This window comes from Chloroflexota bacterium (assembly GCA_013152435.1).
GTDB lineage: Bacteria > Chloroflexota > Anaerolineae > DUEN01 > DUEN01 > DUEN01.
In genome coordinates this window covers 24,500-43,883 of sequence record JAADGJ010000112.1, presented here as the reverse complement: position 1 = coordinate 43,883, position 19,384 = coordinate 24,500, and the positions used below count along the sequence as shown (strand labels likewise).

Genomic DNA, 19,384 nt, shown 5'->3' with positions numbered 1-19,384 from the left:
CAACGACCAGCTCCACAGGGGGAGGTGTGGAGGGGTCCTCCCCTCCACGGAAATCCCACTTTTCCGGCCTGCACCTGCCTTTCTCGGCCCTCCCTGAAGGACTCAGGCCGAGGCCGGGCAGGTTGAAGGCAGAAAAAGGGCTTTTTCCGGAGGAGCTCCGCCCCTCCGAGCCTCCCCCCCAGCAGAAGCAACAGCATTTTTCAGACACACTCTGAGTCGAGATCCAAGGAGGCGTCAAGCGTGGACGTCAAGTCGGTGTTGCAGCAGCTTTCGGAGGCCAGCGGTGTGGCTGGCTATGAGGAGGAGGTGCGCACCCGGGTCATCGAGCAGATGAGCGATCGGGTCGATGAGGTCCGCACCGACGCGTTGGGGAATATCATCGGGCTGCGCCGGGGGACTGCCGCCCAGGGGCGCGGCCCCAGCGTCATGTTGGCGGCTCATATGGACGAGATCGGCCTCATCGTGACCCGCGTGGAGAAGGGGTTTATCCGCTTTGCCACCGTGGGCGGCTTCGACGATCGGGTGCTCTTGGGGCAGGAGGTCGTGGTTCACGGGCGACGTCCGCTGCGGGGGATCATCGGCAGCCGGCCGCCGCACGTGTTGCCTCCGGACGAGCGAAAGAAGGTTATCGCTCGTGAGGACCTGTTGATCGACGTGGGCCTGCCCGCGGAGGAGGTGGAGGAGCTGGTCCGCACCGGGGATCTGATCACGATGTATCGGCCCTTCGTCGAGCTGCGGAATGAGCTTGTGGCCGGCAAGGCGTTCGACGATCGAGCGTGTGTGGTGGCCGTGCTGGCCTGCCTGGATGCCCTCCGGGGGATGCGACACGCCTGGGACGTCTACGCGGTGGCGACCGTCCAGGAGGAGGTGGGTCTGAAGGGGGCCACCACGAGCACCTTCGCGATCACGCCGACGGTGGGGATCGCCCTGGATGTGACCTTTGGCGCCCAGCCGGGGGTGAGCGACGCGGAGACGGTGGAAGTGGGCAAAGGACCGGCCATCGCGCTGGGCCCGAATATCCATCCCGCCGTGTTCGAGCGCCTGGAGGAGACGGCGAAGGAGCAGGAGATCCCCTATCAAGTGGATCCGATCCCGGCCGCGACGGGGACGGATGCGTGGGCCATGCAGGTGACCCGAGCTGGGGTTCCCACCGGGTTGATCTCCATCCCCTTGCGGAGCATGCACACCTCGGTGGAGACGCTGTCGTTGAAGGATATCCAGCGGGCTGGTCGGCTGTTAGCGCACTTCATCGCTGGCCTGGACGACGCGTTCCTCGACGCATTGAAGATGGAGTGAGGGGGGACATGGATATCCTCGATCTGTTAAAACGCCTGTCGGAGGCGCCTGGCGTGTCCGGCGATGAAGGGGCCGTGCGCTCGATCCTGCGGGAGGCCATAGAGCCTCATGTGGACGAGATCCGGGTGGATGCCCTGGGCAATCTGATCGCTGTGCGCCACGCTGCGGGGGATCATCCCATGCGGGTGATGGTGGCGGCTCACATGGATGAGGTCGGCCTCATGGTCATCCGCCTGGAGAAGAACGGCGGGCTTCGCTTTCGTAAGGTGGGGGGCATCGATGATCGCATTCTGCCCTCCAAGGTGGTGCGGGTGGGCAAGGATGGCCTCCCCGGCGTCATCGGCGTGAAGCCGATCCATCTGCTTTCCGGGACGGAGAACAAGCGGGTTCTAGGCGTGGATGATCTGTTCATCGACATCGGCGTCTCCAGCGAGGAGGAGGCCGGGCGTCTGGTCAAGCGCGGCGATCGGGCCGTATTCGCGACCGATTTCGCCGATCTGGGGCCGCGCGTCAAGGGCAGGGCGTTCGATGATCGGGCCGGGTGCGCGGTGTTAGCCCAATTGCTCGCCGCTGGCCCATATCCGGTGGAGTTGTACGCCGTGTTCACCGTGCAGGAGGAGATCGGTCTGCGGGGGGCTCGGGTGGCCGCGTACGAGATCGATCCGGACGTCGCCTTCGTGTTGGAGGGCACCGTCGCGGACGACCTGCCCAAGGAGAAGGATGAAAGCCCGACGACGGAGTTGGGGAAGGGGCCGGCGTTGACGGTGATGGATCGTTCCGTTTTCGTCGACCCTCGGTTGTTGCGGTTCCTGATCGAGACGGCGGCGGAGGAGGGCATCCCGTACCAGTTGAAGCAGCCGGGCGTGGGCGGCACGGACGCAGGGCGCATTCACCTGGCTCGCGAAGGGGTGCCCAGCGCGGTCGCGGCCGTGCCCTGCCGATACATCCATGGCCCGGCGTCCCTGTTGGATAAGCAGGACCTCCAGTGGACTGTGCAGCTCATGGAGGCGGCGCTGCGCCGGCTCTCCCCCGCCGTGCTGGAGCGCTGATAGGGAGTTTTGCGGCGGCGCAGTTTCGCTGCGCCGCCGCAAAACCCACGTGTCGCCTCCTTCAGAAAAACGCTTTCTCTCGCCTTTTCCCTACCTGGTTGGGGCTTTGGCCGGTGGCCTCCGGCCCCACGGGGCAGGTGAGGGGCCGGAAATAGAGTTCTTCGGAGGGGCGGTAGTCCCTCCGAGCCACTCCGGAGATACAGGGCCATGTTCTGTACCGCTGAATGTGGATTATGAGGGGTACCCTCATCACTATCTTAACGTTGAGAGCGCGATAAGGAGCGGTCCGGTGAAGGATCTCATCAAGCAACTGGTGGAGGCATGGGGACCATCCGGTTATGAGGATCAGGTGCGAGAGCAGATCCTCGCCGAGGTGGCCGACGCGGTCGACGAGTGGCGCGTGGACGCGCTGGGTAATCTGATCACCGTGAAGAGGCCGACCCGTCAAGGAGGCGGGCGGCGCGTGATGCTGGCCGCGCACATGGACGAGATCGGCGTCATGGTGACCCATGTGGATGAGAAGGGATTCCTGCGCTTCACCAACCTCGGAGGCGTGCATCCTCTGAACCTGCGCGGCGCGCGCGTGCGGTTCCGGGATGGCCGGGTGGGCGTCATTCATCGGGAGGAGAAGGCGGAGGGGAATCCTCGTCTGGACCAGATGTTCATCGATGTGGGCGCCGCCTCCCGTGAGGACTGCCCGGTGAAAGTCGGTGATCCGGCCGTGTTCTGGCGAGAGTTCTCCGATCTGGGCGGTCGTATGGTGGCCAAGGCTTTCGATGATCGGATCGGCTGTGCGATCCTGATCGAGGTGATGCGACAGCTTCAGGAGACCCCCCATGAGGTGGTGGGGGTGTTCACCGTCCAGGAGGAGGTAGGTCTGCGCGGTGCCACGACCTCGGCCTTTGGTGTGGAGCCGGAGCTGGCGTTGGCCATCGACGTGACGGCCACAGGGGACACGCCGGAGGCGAAAAGGCGTCCGGTACAGCTCGGCGTGGGCCCGGCCATCAAGGTCAAGGATCGAGGGATGCTGGCTCATCCCGGGGTGAAGGATCGCCTGGTGGAGACGGCCGAGCGCCTGCAGATCCCCTATCAGCTGGAGGTGTTGGAGCTCGGCACGACGGACGCCATGACGATCCAGATCAGCCGGGCGGGGGTGCCGGCAGGGTGCGTCTCCATCCCGACGCGCTATCTGCACACCCCCTCGGAGATGGTGGATTACGGCGATGTGCAGAACGCCATTCGGCTGATCGTGGGGTTCCTGAGCGAGCCCATCGAGGTTTAAACCGCTCGTTGAGGTCGGCCCGCTCGTGACAGGAACGCGAGGCATGAAGCGAAGGACACGATCCTGGGCTCGGGGGCTCCTGTTGGGGTTCGTCGGCGGCTTCTACGCGGCGTGGATCCACCGGGCCAATCTGCGGACGCCCCGCCTCGTGCTGCGACGACCGGATGGCTCCCCCTATCCCGTTCGGCGGGCCTCCCTGGAGGACGGCCAAACGGTCGAGTACCTGGACGTGGGCGAGGGCCCCACCCTCATCCTGCTGCCGGGCTTCGCCGGGGATAAGGAGATCTTCGCCGCCCAGATCCCGTATTTCTCCCGTCGTTTCCGCGTCATCGCCGTCGATCTGCGAGAGCGGCTGCCCGCCCACACGCTTCCCTCGGCCGAGCCCTACGCGGCCGACCTGACCCATCTTCTGGTGCACTGGCGGGTGGAGGAGCCCTGTCTCATCCTGGGCCAGTCCATGGGGGGGATGATCGCGTTGCAGTTTGCGTTGGATCATCCGGGGCGTGTGCGGGGACTGATCTTGTGTAATCCCCTGGCGCATTGGGACTTCGCTCACGTCTGGTCGCTGGCCGGATTCCCGGCCCTGCTCCTGGCCGCCGCATCGACGCGGGCCGTCCCCCCGAGCCTGGGCCGGGCGATGGCCCGATGGCTGTCGGCGCGCAACGCGGGCCTGTACGAGAACTCGCCCGGGCGGGAGATCGCCATCGAATATGTGCAGCGTTCGACGCGGCGGATGTCCTGGCGTGCCATCTGGGAGCGGGCGTGGGCGATCGTGAGCACGGACCTGCGCGCCCGGTTGGGGGAGATCTCAGCTCCCGTTCTGGTGCTGCGTGGCCGGCTGGATACGATGACGGGGCGCGACTGGGCTCGCGAGATCGCGGAGGGCGTGCGGGATGGCACGTATCGGGAGATCCCTGGCTCTGGACATCTGGGGTTGCTGACCCGGCCGGATCTGTATCATGCGGCCGTTGAGGAATGGCTGACGCGCCTCATCGCGTAGCCCGTGTGCGTCGGAAGAGATTCTTGCGTGGCATGTTCGTATGAATCCTCCCTTGATCCTGATCACGAACGATGATGGGTGGGCCTCTCCCGGCCTGGCCGCCGCGATACGCGCGGTGTGCGACTTAGGCGAGCTGCTGATTGTGGCGCCCGTGCGACAGCAGAGCGGCATGGGGCGCAGCCTGCCGGGGGATTCCTCCTGCGCGATCACCCCGCGCTCGCTGGAAGTCGATGACGTCCTTTACACGGCATATGCCATCGACGGCACCCCGGCTCAGGCGGTATTACACGGCATCCTGGAGTTGGCCGAACGGCCGCCTGCGCTGGTGGTGGCGGGTATCAACCACGGCGAGAACCTGGGGACCAGCGCCTTCGTCTCCGGCACGGTGGGGGCGGCGTTGCAGGCCGGCGATATGGGGGTGCCCGGGTTGGCGGTGTCGCTGGAGGTGCCCGTGGCCTTCCACTTCAATCACCACTCCGGCGATCGCATCGACTGGTCGGTGGCCGTTCACTTCACCCGGCGCTTCGCGGAGGGGATATTGACGCGCGGGTTGCCCGCCCGGGTGCAGGCGATCAAGGTGGACATCCCCGCCACGGCTACACCGCGCACGCCGTGGCGGGTCACTCGACAGTCCATGCAATCATACTACCGCTCGATCCCGCACAAGGAGATGCGCTTCGGCGTTCCCCGGCGGCTCGCGTATGAGGTCCATATCGAGTGGGACCGGCTGGAGCCGGACTCGGACATCTGGGCGTTCACCCGGGATCGGGTGGTCTCGGTGACGCCGCTGACCCTGGATCTGACCGCGCACGTGGATTGGGCGGAGCTCGCGGGGGTGTGGGCGGAGGGAAGCCCGGACACGGACAGGGCCCCGAGCGGCTAGCCGGGGCCCTGTGTTTATTCCGTCACCGTGACCTTTTTGAGCCCTCGGGGGGAATCCGGGTCCAGGCCCTTGGCCAGCGTGAGGTGCAAGGCCAGCAGTTGTCCGGGGATCACAGCCGTCACCGGCGAGAGCCATTCGGGCACCCGGGTCGGCAGCGGCATGGGGGTCTGGGCCATGCTCAGGGCCTCGGACTGGTTCGAGATGACCAGGATCTCCGCGTCTCGCTTCCGCAGCTGTCTCAGGAAGGCCATCGTGTTGGGGAACAGCACACCGTCCGGCGCGATGACCAGCACCGGGAAGCCCGGATCGATCAGGGCCATGGGGCCATGCTGAAAGTCGGCCGATGAGTAGGGGGCCGCGACGACGTAGGTCAGCTCCTTCAGCTTCAGAGCGATCTCAAAGGCGGTCGCGTAGTTGTAGCCGCGGCCGATGACCACGCAGTCCTCCATGTAGCGATAGCGCTCCGCCCGTTTCCGGACCATCTCCTCCGTGATCTCCAGCGTCAGGGCGATATCGTCCGGCAGCCGTTCCAGGCAGGCCAGCCGCTCCTCGTCCTCGGCCAGCACGGTCGAGAGCAGCGCCAGCATGGTCAGCGAGGTGGTGTACGTCTTGGTCGCGGCCACCGCCTTCTCCGGCCCCGCGTTCAGGTCCAAGGCGAAGTCGGCGGCCTGAGCCAGGGGGGAGTCCGGATCGTTCGTGATGGCGGCGGTCAATGTGCCCTGGCGGGCGGCCTCCTGGATCACTTCGACGATATCGGTCGACTGGCCCGATTGGGAGATGCCCAGCACCAGCGCGTCGCGCAGCCGGGGTGGGTTGCGATAGAGCGTGAAGAGGGAGGGAGTGGCCATCGCGACGGGCAGTCCGTTGAACGCGGCGAAGAGGTATTTCGCATAGGTTCCCGCGTTATCCGAGGTGCCGCGAGCCGCGATCATGATGTAGCGAACGTCGCGCTCGCGCATGGCCGCCGCCAGCTCCTCCGTCGTCCGGCGGGTAGCCTCCAGAAGACGGGCGATGGCGGCCGGCTGCTCGTGGATCTCACGTTCCAGAAACGACATCGGGGATCTCACCTCACAGATCGGGCGACGCATGTGCGCGCCGCCCGAGGGATAATCGGCATCTCATGGGAGATTCGGCCTGCGTCGGCTGGGGTCGTGCCACCCGATCAGCCATACTCCTTCGCGTTCTCCGGCATGGAGAGGATCACGGGCTTGTCCGGCAGCTTCTCTCGCAGGGCCTGGATCTCGTCCATCCCGGTTGTGAGCGGCAGCGCCACCTGACCGCCCTCGAGGACCGAGCGACACATGGCCATCATGATCTCGTGCCCCTTGTATGCGCTCTCGAAGTTGCACGGATGCACCTTGCTCTCGTCATCCAGCCAGTCGGCGATGTCCTGGATATACGGGGGCATGTCGTGCTCATAGTCCATGTTCCCCTCGCCTGAGGAGGACCCCGTCTTGGTCACCGCTCGCCAGCCGCCGCCGGTCAGGACCTCGGCGAATCCGTCGGTGCCCTGCGCGCCGATGCGGTTCTTGCGCCACCAGTAGTCCACCTCCGGCACATCCGGGGCCCCGGCGCCGCACTCGAGGACGCCGTGCACGCCGTTGGCGAAGTGGACGAATCCCGCGATGTAGTCCGGGGAGGGGTGCATGTCGGACAGCTTGCCCCGGCCCGCCGCCTGAGCGATCACCCACTCGGCCTCCGCATAGTCGTTGTACCAGCGGATATAGTCGATCAGGTGGCTCAGCATGTGCATCATCCACCCGGTCGCGGTGCCGTACACCGTGTGGATCCGACCCAACGCCCCGCTGTCGATGATCTCCTTGACCTTCTTATAGTGATCGCCGTAGCGGTGTTGGTGGCTGACGACGGCTTTCACCCCATTGTCATCCAACAGCTTCTTGATCTCCATGGCTTCCGCGCTGGACAAAGCGACGGGCTTCTCAAAGGCGATCAGCTTGGCGCCGCTCTCCACGCCGATCTTGACCATCTCCAGGCGAAGGTTGGGCAGCGTGGCGAAGCAGAACACGTCCGGCTTGAGCGCGTTGGCTAACTCGGCGGCGTCCGTGCTGGTCTGGGGGTTCCCGAGCTGCGCGGCGGCCGCTTCCAGTCGCGAGGTGTCGATGTCGCAGATGCCCACGACTTCAAACCGCTCGTTGGCATGAAAGGCCATGGCATGGTGCATCCCCCGCTTCCCCATGCCGATCACAACGACGCGATACTTCTCACTCATCCGTACTCCTCCTTGAACTCAATAGGGGCGCAAGGCCTTGCGCCCCTACCTCGATGGCTGTTGGTGCTACGATGCCCCTCTTCGCTTGCCGGGCTACGAGTTCGCCTGGTCCCACTCCAGAACCTTGGCGATCACGTAGTCCACCTCTTCCTCCGTCAGCTCGGGGTACATGGGCAGGGAGACACAGCACGCCGCGTTCCGCTCGGAGTTGGTGAGAGGGCCGACGATGCGGGCGGACTTGTCCCAAGGGTACCCTTCTTGCTGATGGATCGCGATGGGGTAGTGGGTCTTCGCGTCGATGCCATTCTCGATCAGGAAGTTCAGCAGCTTGTCGCGATCCTCGGGACGCCGGGTCTCGATCACGTAGAGGTGATAGACATGGCGGTATCCGGGCGCCTCGTACGGGAGGACGATGTTCTCCGCCTCCTGGAGCCCGGCGGTGTAGCGGGCGGCCCACTTGCGCCGTAGGTCGTTCCACTCATCGATGTGCTTCAGCTTGGCGCTGAGCACTCCGGCGTGGATGTCGTCCAGGCGGCTGTTGAAGCCCGGGCTGTGGTAGGATCGCTTCAGAGAGCCGTGGTTGCGCAGCTTGCGGATGGTCTGGTCCATCTCGTCGTTGTTGGTGATGACCGCTCCGCCATCGCCGAAGGTGCCCAGGTTCTTCTGGATGATGAAGCTGGTGCACACCGCGTCGCTGAGCTCGCCGATCTTGAAGCCGTCTCCGTGCGCGCCCAAAGCCTGGGCGTTGTCCTCGATCACGTACAGATTGTACTTGTCCGCGATCTTGCGGATGGCCTTCATGTCGGCGCACTGGCCGTAGAGATGCACGGGGACGATCGCCTTGGTCTTCTCCGTGATGGCGGCCTCGATCTTGGAGGGATCGATGCAGTTGGTGCGGGGATCCGTATCCACGAAAACGGCGGTTGCGCCTGTGAACCAGATGGCCTCGGCGGTGGCGAAGAAGGTGTTCGTCGTGGTGATGCACTCATCGCCCGGGCCGATGCCGAGGGCCAAAAAGGCCAGCCACAGAGCGTCTGTGCCGCTGTTGACGCCGATCGCGTGCTTCATGCCGAAATATTCTGCAAGCTCCTCTTCAAAGCGCTTGAGCATGGGGCCCATGACGTACTGCCCGCTCTCCAGCACCTCTTGGATCTTGGCATCGATTTCTGACTTGATGTTGTGATACTGCCGGACATGACCGTAGAACCCAACGTGCATGGCAAAGCTCCTTTCCTCGTTCTCCCTAGGGTCTTGTATTGAGTAGGATCGAGTCTCCTGGTGTGGAGGCCCTGTAAAGAGCGGTGAGAGTACGGGCCTCCTGAGTCTCCCCCGGATGACTCAGGAGAAGCCCGTCGAAGCGCCTACATCTTATCATGGACCCGATGGCGTGTCAACTGACTATGCCGCACACGGCGTGCCGTCATGCCAGGACCACCATCGCTTTGACCATCTCGGGAGGGGCGGGCGTGGCCAGCGTGCGCTCCAGGTCTTCCAGCCCGATCTTGTGGGTGATCAACGGCGCCACGTTCACCCGGCCGCTGCCCAGCAGGGCCAGCGCGCGCCGCTGTGTGAACGGGTTGAGGGCCGACCCCCGGATGGTCAGCTCCTTCTGGTACACCTGGAATGGCTCGACCTCGATCTTCTGCCCCATGGGGGTGACGCCGAAGAAGAGGATCATGGCGCCCCTGTGGGCGATCTCCAACGCCTGCGCGGCCGTCACCGTGGCGCCCACGGCCTCGATCACCACGTCCACACCTGCGGGCAGTCGATCCCTCAACGCCTCGGGGGGTACGGCCTCCAGGCCCAGCGTTGAGGCGATCTCGCGTCGAGGGGCGGCTGGCTCGCTGACCACCACCTCGGCGGCTCCCTGTGCCCGGGCCAATTGGGCCAGGATCAGGCCGATGGCACCGCCCCCCAGCACCGCCACCGTCTGTCCGGCCCGGATCTCGGCCAGGTCGATGCCGTGCAGGCAGCAGGCCACCGGCTCCGCCATCGCCGCCTCCTCAAAGCTCAGGCCATCGGGGAGGGGGAGGGCCTGCGCCTCCGGCACGGCGCAGAACTCCGCAAAGCCGCCGTCGCAGGTCACGCCGATGGCCTTCAGGCTTGTGCACAGTTGGGGGCGCCCATCCCGGCAGGGGTCACACTGCCCGCAGTAGATGTTCGGGTCGATGGCGACGCGGCGCCCGATCCAGTCGGGCGTCACGCCAGGCCCTACCGCCACGACCTCGCCCGCGAACTCGTGGCCGAGGATCACCGGCGGCCGGGCGGGGGCCTCGCCGTGATAGATGTGCCGATCCGTCCCGCAGATGCCGGAGGCGCGCACGCGAACGAGCAGCTCGCCCTCCTGCGGCGTCGGTTGCAGGCGCTCCATCAGGTGAAGAACGCCAGGGTTCTCGAAAACCATCGCTTGCATCTTAGCTCACTCCTGTGGGTGATGTCTGGATGCCGGGCTGTCCCGGCCGGGCGAAGCGAGGGTCCTGAACCTGCCAGTGGAGCAGCGAAAAGCTCACCAGGGTGATGAACAGGCAGAGGCCGAAGAGCCATCCGTATCCGAGCTGGCCGGCCAGCCAGCCTCCTACCAGCGGCGCCGCGCCGCTGAAGATACCTCCTATGGTGCTGGCCAGGCCGATGTAGGTCGGACGCTCTTCCGGTTCGCTGAACTCGAACGTGATGCTCATGCCGGATAGCAGGTATGTGGCGACGGTCACCCCCTGCAGGACGAACGCGAGGTAGACCCACAGGGGGGTGGGCGCGAACAGGACCAGCGCGACCGATGTCGCGCTGCACAGGCTCCCGATCTCCAGGACGATTTTGTGCCCCCACCGGTCGGCGATGAGGCCGAGGATCAGGTTGGCGATGAGCTGACCCGCGACCATGAACCCGGTGAACTGTCCCGCGGCCTCGTCTGGCAGCCCGAAGCGCTGCACCGCCGAGATGGCGATGAAGCCGACGTACATGCTGCCCAGCGTGCCGATGATCCGGGCGAGCAGGAATCGGGCGAAGTTGGCGTCCGTGTGGATGATCCGGCGAAGCCGCCGGATATAGAGGGAGGGGGGCTCTCGTTCCTGGCGCGTTGGCCCGGGTGGCTCTCGGGTCAGGGCGAGGAAGATCCAGGAGGCTGTGCTCCCGGCGAAGGCCAGGAAGAAGCAGAGCGCGAAGTTGACGGGATATGGGAATCGCCCCAGGATCGCCGTGGCGACGACGGCGCCGGGCACGCCCATGGCCGCGCCGAGGAAATTGGTCACGCCGAAGAAGCGGCCGCGCCATCGAACCGGGATGACCTTTGCGATCATGTCCTGCCAGGCCGTGGCGATGGTCCCCGCCCCGAACGCGTGCCAGATCAGCGTGACGAAGAAGAGGAGCAGCGCGAGCCGGGGGGACGACTTGCTGAGGAAATACGCGCTGATGGCCATGAACAGCAACGCGGCGCGCTCGGTGGCCAGGCTGGTCCAGATGAGGAACGGCTTCTTGCGGGGCATGCGCTCCACCAGCGGCGCCGTCAGCAACTGTGGGAATAGCCACCCCATGCTCGGGATGGCCGCGACCAGCCCGATGGCCAGCTTGGAGCTCGTCAGATGGCTGACGTACAGGGGAAGGATGGTGCTGGTGGAGGCGAAGGTCATCGCGAACCAGAAGAACGCCCCATCCAGCGCGTTGACGATCATGTTCCAGCGCAGGTGGCGCTCGATCTCCTGTTCGTAAACGGCGGAATCAAACTCGTTCACGAGCCGATCCTTGCTTTCGACCTTCCTGGGATATGGAGTGGCCCTCGCAACGGGCGGACGAGGGGCGCTTGGGTGCGGCGCCTCTCGTCCGCCGTGTGTGACTCACGCGATGATCGTGGGAGGGGCGTGCCCCTCGTCGTCGCTCATGCGCTATCCAAAGAGGACACCTCGATATCCGCCGGGGAGATGGGGCGTCCCGCCGCGTTCCATATCTCGATCAAGCGCTCCTCTCCGGGGAAGATATCGAAGTAGTTGTCGCTGAAGCGCGTCCCCTCGATGGGGACGATCAGCTTGACGAAGTAGGCGAACACGTCGCTCCCGATCCGCACCGTGATGCGTCCCGTCTCCTCGTCCTGGATCATCCCCACGGCGAGCGACGGCTGCGGGCGGACCAGATCCTTGACCTCCACGCGGAACTCCCGGTTGTCCGGGAAGCGCCCCTGGCCCGAGCGCACGAACAGGTAAGTGCGCTGGGGATCGCCGGGGATCGCATCGGCGGGCAGGCGCGCTACCTGCTGTGACCGGTTGGCCGGTATCGTCACCTCTGTAGTCTCCTGTCGGAGTACGGTCCCGTCGAACTCCGCGATCCCCCAGGTGATCTCGTCCGTCACCGTCTCCAGCGTGTCGTTGACGATCCAGAGGCTGTAGCCGCCGTCGTCTTCCCGCTTGAAGGAGGCCATGATCGGGGCATAGGCCCGGCGGGCGTAGAAGTAGCCCGCCTTGGGGAAGGCGTAGTAGTCCAGCACGCTCCAGCTCAGCCCCGGCCAGGTGTCGTTTAGCTGCCAGAAGAGCGTCCCGGAGCAGTGGGGCTTGCGGCGTCGATAGTGCTCGATCCCGAACTTCAACCCCTCGGCCTGAGCGATCATCGAGAAGTCGATGTACTGGTTCAGGTCCCTGGGGAGGCCGGTGTGCGCCAGCATCAAGTTGTTGCCTTTGTCCTTGGGGTTGTCCTTGTTGCGGTAGAGCAGCCCTTCGCTGCCGAAGTACAGCTCGTCCGGCGGCACGTTGCGGCGCAGCGTCTCCAGGATCGGGGCGGCATGCATGCCGAACTCGCTGATGAAACGGGCCGGATCCTCCGCATAGTGGCGGAACGAGACCCCGGCCGGCGAGAAGTCCCGCTTCGGCTGCTCGCCGAAGCGCCGCGGGTACACGGCCCCGTGCCATACCTGCCAGTTGTGGCGATCCCCCTCACGCTCGTCGTTATGGTCGTTGCCTCCATAGGGGCTGGACGGCCAGTAGAGCCGGGTGGGATCCAGTTCCCCAACGATCCGCGGCAACAGCTCATGGTAGATCTTGCGCCCCGGGAAGTCGTGGCCTGGCTCCTGCCAGTAGACCATGTCCTCGATCCAGTCGTTCTCGTTGTTGCCGCACCACAGCGCCAGACAGGGGTGGTTGCGCAGCCGGCGGACGACCAGCTTGGCCTCGCGTTCGACCTCGGCGTAGAAGTCGGGGTCGTAGTCGGGGTAGCGGGCGCAGGAGAACATGAAGTCCTGCCAGACCAGAAGGCCCAGCTCGTCGCACAGGCGGTAGAAGGCGGGCTTCTCGTAAAGTCCGCCACCCCACACCCGCACCATGTTCATGTTCCCTTCGACGGCCAGCTCCAGCAGCTCCCGATAGCGCTCCTCCGTCACCTGGGAGATGAAGGAATCGGCCGGAATCCAGTTCGCCCCCTTGGCGAAGATGGGGACGCCGTTCAGCACGAAGGTGAAGAACTTCGTGCCGGGCTCCTCGGGATCGGGCGACTGGTCCACGCGAATGGTGCGGATGCCCACGCGCTCCTGATGCGTGTCCAGCGTCTCATCACCGCTCCGCAGGGAGACGGAGAGGTCATACAGGGCCGGATCGCCCAGGTCATGGGTCCACCACAACGCCGGATGGGCGACGTCCAGAGTGACGTCAGCCACCCCGTTGGTGATGGGGACCTCTGCCGCGATGCACTGATCGTCCCGGATCAACTGGACGACGGCCGTGAGCTCGCCCGTCTCGTCCCATGCGTCCGCCTCCACCGTGATCCGCACGCGCGCTCGGTCGGCGCCGATCTCCTCTGTGCGGAAGAAGACGTCCTTCAGCCGCGCCGAGCGGTATCCCTCCAGGCGGACGCCTCGCCATAGCCCCACGCTCACCAGGCGCGGCCCCCAGTCCCACGAGAAGTGGCATTGGGCCTTGCGCACCCACACGCGCTCCGGGCCGTAGCCTCCCCATTGTCCCGGCACCTCTCGATCGCCCACACGATCGAGGACGGGATCGAAGCGGATGGCGAGCGTGTTGGGCTCGCCCGGCCGGATTTTGCCGGTGACCTCGAAGGGCGCGGGGACGAACATGTTCTGGTGGCTGCCGATCTCCTCGCCGTTCAGGTAAATCGTCGCGTAGGTGTCCAGCCCGTCGAAGACCAGCCATTGCCGGTCCGTGTCGGCGGGATCGGGGCCGATGAAGGTCGTCCGATACCACCACTCGCGTCGCTCCACCCACTGGCACTTCTCGACGTTCATGTGGTAGAAGGGGGGCTCAATGCGGCCAGCCGCCGTCAGGCTGGTGTGGACGTCACCTGGCACCTCGGCCGGAAGCCATGGTTCGTCGTCGTAGTCCGGCGCGAAGGCGCCCGCGGAGACCCCGGCGCCGGGGTCGAAGTCTTGCAGCTTCCAGGTGCCGTTCAGGTCGAGTAGAATCACAAGTCCCTCCTCGTTTTTTCCGCCTTTCTGGTGTTCGTTACGCCCTGCGTTGAAACTCTGGCATGACCGCTTCGGCGAAGAGTTGCGCCGCGTCGGGCCGCGGGAAGTCGGCGAATCGGAGGATGAAGTGCTTCACACCCAGATCGACGAAGGCCTGGATCTGCTCGGCGACCTGCTCCGGCGTGCCGACGAGCCCATGCTCTCCGTCGAAGTAGGGGCTGGCCTGGGCCATGCGGCGCGCCTCGGCCTCCGTCGGGGCGATGGCGACCATCTCGGTGGACCAGGTCTTGACGATCTCGTCGTAATCGCGCCCCACCGCCCGACAGTGTTCCTTCAGCACCTCCAGCTTGTGCGCGTAGTTCTCCAGGGAGCCGCCGGGGAAGTTCCACCAGTCCGCGTACTGGGCGACCACGCGCAGGGTGAGTTTCTCGCCGCCGCCACCGATCATGACGGGGATCATCGGATCGGGTCGCGGCTCGCAGTAGGCGTTCTCGATGTGGTAGTAGCGCCCATAGAAGGTCGCCGGTGACTGGGTCCACATGGCCTTGATCACCTGTACCCCCTCCGCGAGCTGCCGGATGCGCGTCGCCGTGGAGGGGAATGGATATCCGTAGGCCCGATACTCGTCCTCCTTCCACCCGGCGCCGATGCCCAGGATGAAGCGCCCTCCGGTCAGCGCCTGGAGGGTGGCCCCCATCTTGGCCAGCAGCGAGGGTGGACGATAGGAGTTGGACATCACGATGCTGCCCACCTGGAGTTGCGGGAAGGCGCCGGCGATATAGGCCATGGTGCTGAAGCACTCCAACGTGTCCACATCGGGCGACTGCCATCTGGCCCAGGGGACGAAATGATCGGCTACCCACACGGAATCGAAGTGGCGGGTCACGACGCGTAGCATGTCGTGGATCTGCCGGATGAAGACCTGGCCCCGGCTGTCATCCGCCGGGAAGGCCGGCACGCGCCAGCCGAATTGAATATCAGCCATCTATACACCTCCCTGCTCCCAAGGCCGCTCGGCGGCGATCCGGATAGACCTCGCGTGTCAGTTGAATGGCGCAGGCAAGGCTTCCCCCGTCGGTTTCCTTGCCCGATAGGATGGCTGCACCTGAAAGGGAAGGCTCGAATGGACTGGCCGCTTCTTCGAGTCACCCCAGAGGTGCAGGCGCATGCCTCCGCAGGGAGAGGTGTGGAGGAGACCTCCCCTCCACGAAAACCCCACTTTTCCGGCCTGCACCTGCCTTTCCCGGCCCTTTCCGCAGGCCCCGGGCCGAGGCCGGGCAGGTCAGAGGCGGGAGAAGGGCTTTTTCCGAAGGGGCGGAACCCCTCCGGGCCTCCTCACAGCAGAGGCAACGGCATTTCTCAGAGACGCTCTAAGGATATCCCTTCCTCTTTGTGCTGGCAAAAGGAACAGCCGGCTCAGAGCCGACTGCTTCTACGGGATTTGAGTTGAAGAGATGGGCTGCCCGTGATGCCTGCGGGGGCGATCCATGACCGCCCCCGCTCGAAAGGGCTTGCTCCCCCTACGCCGTCGAGCGGCCAGGGGGTCTCCGCGTTAACGGTAGTAGTAGATGTAGACCGCCTCGGGCATGCGGCGGCGCCAACGAGGGCGCAGGATGGGGCCCAGGAGCATCCCCGCTACGAAGCCGCCCACGTGAGCCCACCAGGCCACGCCGCCCGTAAAGGCGGCCGGGCCGGTGGCCAGCGACAACAGGCCGTTGAAGAACTGCCCGATGAACCAGAACCCCAGGACGAGCACGGCGGGCATGGCGATCACTTCGAACCAGAAGAAGAGAGGGATGCCGACCAGCACCTGGGCCGCCGGGAAGAACACCAGGTATGCGCCCAGGACGGCGGCCACCGCTCCGCTGGCGCCGATGGCCGGGACGTTGCTGTGGGGTGTGAGCAGTGTCTGCAGAATGCCCGCGGCGAGGCCGCCGACCAGATAGAAGAGCAGATAGCGGGCGGAGCCCAGGCGATCCTCCACGTTATCCCCAAAGATCCACAGGTAGATCATATTCCCGATCAGATGGAACCATCCCCCGTGCAGGAACATGCTGGTGATCAACGTGATCAACACGGCCGGATTCTGCGGCCACTGCATCAGACGACTGGGCACAGCGCCCCATTGTCGGATGAACTGCTCCAGGTGGGGGCCTTGAGCCAGCTCTACCAGGAAGAAGACCACGTTGAGCCCGATGAGCGTATAGGTGACGACGGGGACGCTGCGCCGGGGCGTGCTGTCACCTAGCGGGATCATCGGGTACCTCCACCCTGATCGCGCCGGCCATTCTCACGCCGCTCGTACGGCAGCGGGATGTACTGCACAGATGGCCGACGCTGTGCAGGCTGCGGACAGAGGTCCATCAGCGCGTATACCTCCTGTGGCATGTCAGTGGATATGGGCAGGCCCATATCCTTGGCCTCGTCGCAGCTGATGGGATAGTCGTGCGTCCAGGTGCCCGTGCTCAGCAGGTCGGCGATCTCCTTGGCCTTGGTTTGATCCATGCCATTATGGGTCAGGATCTCCTGCACGGTCTTGTTCACCTGGCGTAGCGCCTTTTGGGCCAGATCGGCCATGATGATCGTCTGATCGTCGATCTCGTTGGGATCCTTCATCTCCAACACACGGACGATGGAGGCCGCGGCGGCCTGCCCCAGCTGCGGATCGACGGGCCCCAGGACGGCGTTCTCGTCCATGACGATCTCATCGGCCGCCAGGGCGATCAAGGTCCCGCCGGACATGGCGTAGTGGGGTACGAAGACGGTGACCTTGCCCTGGTGACGCACCAGCGCATGGGCGATCTGCTCCGAGGCCAGCACGAGGCCGCCCGGGGTGTGCAGGATCAGGTCGATGGGCATGTCGTCCGGGGTCATGCGGATCGCTCGCAGCACCTGCTCGCTGTCCTCGATGTCGATGTAGCGCGAGACGGGGAACCCGAGGAATCGCATCGTCTCCTGTCGATGGAGCATGGTGATGACTCGCGATCCGCGCTTTTTCTCGATGCTGCGGATCACTCGCTGCCGCATGGCTTCGATGTACCGTTGGTGCAGGACCGGCTGTAAGCTGGAGAGGATGATGAAGATCCACAGGATGCTGAAGAAGTCCATGGGAGACCTCCTTGGCCGTTTGTGCTCAGACGATGTAAGAGGACGGATCGAGGTTGCCCTTATTCTACCAGGACATGCGAGGGGGAGCAACCTCAACGGCGAGCGCGATCTCCGTGAAAGGATGCAATTTTAAATTGTCAGCCGCCTCGGGTATAATCGGTTTATGGAAAATCGGGACGCGGTGCAGCGACGAGTTCCAAGACCTATCCCGCCGGCCGTCGCATGGTTCCTGGGGGCCCTGCTCTATTTCCTGCTATGGGCCTGGATCATCCCCCCCTGGCAGGCTCCTGACGAGCCGTTGCATTACGAGTATGCCCTGGCGATGTCCGAGCTGCACCGCCTGCCGACGGCCGCCGATATCTCCCCCGAGCGACAACAACGGATCCTCTCCCTTCTAGCCGAGTCCGATTTCTGGCGCTATCTGGGAGAGCCCACGCCGCATCCGATGCCGGAAGCTTTCGCCCAATCGCCGGATCCTTTCCTGAGCCGATCCGGTACCCAGATCGGCGACGAACCCGCGCTTTATTACATCATCCCGGCCGTCGCGTTCCAGGGGATCTCCGACCCCGTTCACCGGCTGCGGTTCATGCGCCTCTACTCCGCCCTCCTCAGCGCTGTCGTGGTGGCTTTGGCGTATGCCACGGCCCGGGAGCTGTGGCCCGATCGTCGCATGATTGCCCATGTGGCGGCCGGTTGGGTCGCCCTGCTCCCCATGGCCGGGTTCATCGGCTCGTCCGCCAACAATGATGCCCTGGTGAACCTATGGGGGGGGCTGCTGGCCTGGTGGATGGTCCGGGGGAGCCGCCGCGGCTGGACGCCTGCTCGTCTGGGCGCCCTGGCGCTGATCCTCTGCGCGTTGCCGCTCAGCAAGAAGTTGGGATTGGCCCTGATGCCCCTGGGCGGGGTGGTCCTGGTGTGGTCGCTGCTCAGGGGGATGTCCCCCCGACGTCGGAGGTGGTTCGGCCTGGGGCTGGGCCTGTTGTGCGTGTTGACCCTGGCGGTCTTCCTCCGCCCCGTCCCCGACCAGCCCGCGGCGTGGGGGCGGCGTGGGCCTGTACGGTATGGGGCGCGCACGCCCCTCGTCGCCCACTCCGGCCGGTACGCCTTTCTCCTGCCCGACTTGGGGGTCGAGAAGCCCTCCTGGATCGTACAGGCGCTCCCGGAGGCCATCGCCCGCCGGATGCGAGGGCACGTCGTGACGCTGCGGGCCTGGGTCCGCTCCGACGTCCCGTCCAGGATCCGACTGACGGTGGACGACGGCGTGGCGCCGAAGGAGAAGGTGGTTGGTACGACGGAGCGATGGCAGGAGGTGGTGCTGTCTGGTCAGATCGCCCCGGAGGCCACCCGGTTACGGATCATCTTCTCCCGTGAGGAGGGGGCGTACGCGGGAGCGGTCTATCTGGACGATGTGAGCCTGATCGCCCTGGGGCATGAGTGGATCGCAAACGGATCGGCGGAGTCGCCCAAACGCTACGTGGAGGGGTTTGCGGCCGCCTATTTGCGACTGCCCCCCTGGTTCCTCCGCGGCCTCCTGGAGCCGAGCAGCTATGATCTGGCCGCCTTGCGGCGCTATGGGCTCTACATCGCGCTGCTCTTTCCCAACTTCTGGGCGAACTTCGGCTGGCTTACGCTGCCTCTCCCGATATGGGCGTATGGGGTGATCGCCCTGGTGTGCGCGTTCGTCGCATGGGGATGGCGATATGGCAGACGTCTGTGGGCCGCCCGCTGGCAGCGCCGGGCTCTGATCCTTCTGACCTTGCAGATGGCCTTCATGGTCGTGGGGATCCTCCTTCCCATGATCGGGCGTGATTGGCAACCCCAGGGGCGTTACCTGTTCCCGGCCCTGGTCCCGGTGGCCATCGGCTGGGCGGGGGGCTGGGCGGGATGGGGGGACCGCCTCCTCCTGCGGCGATGGTGGATCGCGCCCATGGCCTTCATGGCGGGGGTAGCGATCGGGTCGCTGTGGGGGATCGTGATCCCGCATTACTATCTCGGCCCAAGGTGACAAGCCGGGAAAACGATTGTACAATGAGGACAGGTTCATACGTCTCCCGGGGAGACCTGATGGGACTTGCTCTCGCTGGGCAGGTCATGGCATCCCCGTCGACTGATCGACGTCCCCTGGCCGGATCCCCATGGGGG

Annotated in this window: 15 protein-coding genes; 6 read left to right on the top strand and 9 right to left on the bottom strand. The window is 65.3% G+C overall.

Going from position 1 to position 19,384, the window contains the following annotated elements; all coding sequences use genetic code 11:
• Positions 1 to 330 precede the first annotated feature (330 nt).
• The 5 genes from GXP39_16125 to surE are packed head-to-tail and all read left to right on the top strand — an operon-like array spanning position 331 to position 5,510.
• On the top strand, positions 331 to 1,296 hold the full coding sequence (locus GXP39_16125; protein ID NOZ29564.1) for a M42 family metallopeptidase: 966 nt from the start codon (positions 331 to 333) through the stop codon (positions 1,294 to 1,296).
• A gap of 8 nt (positions 1,297 to 1,304) precedes the next feature.
• Positions 1,305 to 2,345 (top strand): M42 family metallopeptidase, encoded by a 1,041-nt coding sequence (locus GXP39_16120; protein NOZ29563.1) that lies wholly within the window; start codon positions 1,305 to 1,307, stop codon positions 2,343 to 2,345.
• Positions 2,245 to 3,627: a M42 family metallopeptidase gene (locus tag GXP39_16115; protein ID NOZ29562.1), complete on the top strand. Its 1,383-nt coding sequence runs from the start codon at positions 2,245 to 2,247 to the stop codon at positions 3,625 to 3,627. Before GXP39_16120 ends, GXP39_16115 begins: the two co-directional genes overlap by 101 nt.
• A gap of 43 nt (positions 3,628 to 3,670) precedes the next feature.
• A complete protein-coding gene (locus GXP39_16110; protein NOZ29561.1) occupies positions 3,671 to 4,627 on the top strand; it encodes an alpha/beta hydrolase in 957 nt (318 codons plus the stop codon).
• A gap of 40 nt (positions 4,628 to 4,667) precedes the next feature.
• The gene (gene surE, locus GXP39_16105; GenBank protein ID NOZ29560.1) at positions 4,668 to 5,510 is read left to right on the top strand and encodes a 5'/3'-nucleotidase SurE; all 843 of its coding nucleotides are present in this window, start codon (positions 4,668 to 4,670) and stop codon (positions 5,508 to 5,510) included.
• A 14-nt stretch (positions 5,511 to 5,524) separates the two neighbouring features.
• Here surE and GXP39_16100 read toward each other — a convergent pair whose 3' ends face one another.
• The 9 genes from GXP39_16100 to GXP39_16060 all read right to left on the bottom strand — a co-directional run bounded on the left by GXP39_16100 (position 5,525) and on the right by GXP39_16060 (position 17,242).
• Entirely contained in the window at positions 5,525 to 6,565 is a 1,041-nt protein-coding gene (locus GXP39_16100; GenBank protein NOZ29559.1) for an SIS domain-containing protein, read from the bottom strand.
• Positions 6,566 to 6,672: 107 nt separating this feature from the next.
• Complete coding sequence (locus GXP39_16095) at positions 6,673 to 7,740, bottom strand: Gfo/Idh/MocA family oxidoreductase (GenBank protein ID NOZ29558.1); 1,068 nt, start codon at positions 7,738 to 7,740, stop codon at positions 6,673 to 6,675.
• A gap of 93 nt (positions 7,741 to 7,833) precedes the next feature.
• Positions 7,834 to 8,958 carry a DegT/DnrJ/EryC1/StrS family aminotransferase gene (locus tag GXP39_16090; protein NOZ29557.1) on the bottom strand — a complete coding sequence of 375 codons (1,125 nt, stop codon included), beginning with the start codon at positions 8,956 to 8,958 and terminating at the stop codon, positions 7,834 to 7,836.
• Positions 8,959 to 9,160: 202 nt separating this feature from the next.
• Positions 9,161 to 10,153, bottom strand: coding sequence for a zinc-dependent alcohol dehydrogenase family protein (locus tag GXP39_16085; GenBank protein ID NOZ29556.1), 993 nt, complete (start codon positions 10,151 to 10,153; stop codon positions 9,161 to 9,163).
• A 1-nt stretch (position 10,154) separates the two neighbouring features.
• Positions 10,155 to 11,465, bottom strand: coding sequence for an MFS transporter (locus GXP39_16080; GenBank protein ID NOZ29555.1), 1,311 nt, complete (start codon positions 11,463 to 11,465; stop codon positions 10,155 to 10,157).
• A 143-nt stretch (positions 11,466 to 11,608) separates the two neighbouring features.
• Complete coding sequence (locus GXP39_16075) at positions 11,609 to 14,119, bottom strand: glycoside hydrolase family 2 protein (protein ID NOZ29554.1); 2,511 nt, start codon at positions 14,117 to 14,119, stop codon at positions 11,609 to 11,611.
• Between the two features lie 52 nt (positions 14,120 to 14,171).
• Positions 14,172 to 15,119 carry an LLM class flavin-dependent oxidoreductase gene (locus GXP39_16070; protein ID NOZ29553.1) on the bottom strand — a complete coding sequence of 316 codons (948 nt, stop codon included), beginning with the start codon at positions 15,117 to 15,119 and terminating at the stop codon, positions 14,172 to 14,174.
• A 567-nt stretch (positions 15,120 to 15,686) separates the two neighbouring features.
• Positions 15,687 to 16,391, bottom strand: coding sequence for a rhomboid family intramembrane serine protease (locus GXP39_16065; protein ID NOZ29552.1), 705 nt, complete (start codon positions 16,389 to 16,391; stop codon positions 15,687 to 15,689).
• Positions 16,388 to 17,242, bottom strand: coding sequence for a hypothetical protein (locus GXP39_16060; protein NOZ29551.1), 855 nt, complete (start codon positions 17,240 to 17,242; stop codon positions 16,388 to 16,390). The genes GXP39_16065 and GXP39_16060 overlap by 4 nt, the downstream gene beginning before the upstream one ends.
• Positions 17,243 to 17,423: 181 nt before the next feature.
• On the opposite strand from GXP39_16060, the gene GXP39_16055 reads away from it, so the two are divergent.
• Positions 17,424 to 19,247, top strand: coding sequence for a DUF2142 domain-containing protein (locus tag GXP39_16055; protein NOZ29550.1), 1,824 nt, complete (start codon positions 17,424 to 17,426; stop codon positions 19,245 to 19,247).
• The last annotated feature ends 137 nt before the right edge of the window (positions 19,248 to 19,384 follow it).

What these genes read in the sequence shown, in the direction of transcription:
- GXP39_16070 (NOZ29553.1), bottom strand. Translation starts at nt 15,119, where the DNA reads ATGGCTGATATTCAATTCGGCTGGCGCGTGCCGGCCTTCCCGGCGGAT.
- surE (NOZ29560.1), top strand. Translation starts at nt 4,668, where the DNA reads ATGAATCCTCCCTTGATCCTGATCACGAACGATGATGGGTGGGCCTCT.
- GXP39_16110 (NOZ29561.1), top strand. Translation starts at nt 3,671, where the DNA reads ATGAAGCGAAGGACACGATCCTGGGCTCGGGGGCTCCTGTTGGGGTTC.
- GXP39_16120 (NOZ29563.1), top strand. Translation starts at nt 1,305, where the DNA reads ATGGATATCCTCGATCTGTTAAAACGCCTGTCGGAGGCGCCTGGCGTG.
- GXP39_16060 (NOZ29551.1), bottom strand. Translation starts at nt 17,242, where the DNA reads ATGGACTTCTTCAGCATCCTGTGGATCTTCATCATCCTCTCCAGCTTA.
- GXP39_16125 (NOZ29564.1), top strand. Translation starts at nt 331, where the DNA reads ATGAGCGATCGGGTCGATGAGGTCCGCACCGACGCGTTGGGGAATATC.
- GXP39_16085 (NOZ29556.1), bottom strand. Translation starts at nt 10,153, where the DNA reads ATGCAAGCGATGGTTTTCGAGAACCCTGGCGTTCTTCACCTGATGGAG.
- GXP39_16090 (NOZ29557.1), bottom strand. Translation starts at nt 8,958, where the DNA reads ATGCACGTTGGGTTCTACGGTCATGTCCGGCAGTATCACAACATCAAG.
- GXP39_16100 (NOZ29559.1), bottom strand. Translation starts at nt 6,565, where the DNA reads ATGTCGTTTCTGGAACGTGAGATCCACGAGCAGCCGGCCGCCATCGCC.
- GXP39_16095 (NOZ29558.1), bottom strand. Translation starts at nt 7,740, where the DNA reads ATGAGTGAGAAGTATCGCGTCGTTGTGATCGGCATGGGGAAGCGGGGG.
- GXP39_16115 (NOZ29562.1), top strand. Translation starts at nt 2,245, where the DNA reads ATGGCCCGGCGTCCCTGTTGGATAAGCAGGACCTCCAGTGGACTGTGC.
- GXP39_16065 (NOZ29552.1), bottom strand. Translation starts at nt 16,391, where the DNA reads ATGATCCCGCTAGGTGACAGCACGCCCCGGCGCAGCGTCCCCGTCGTC.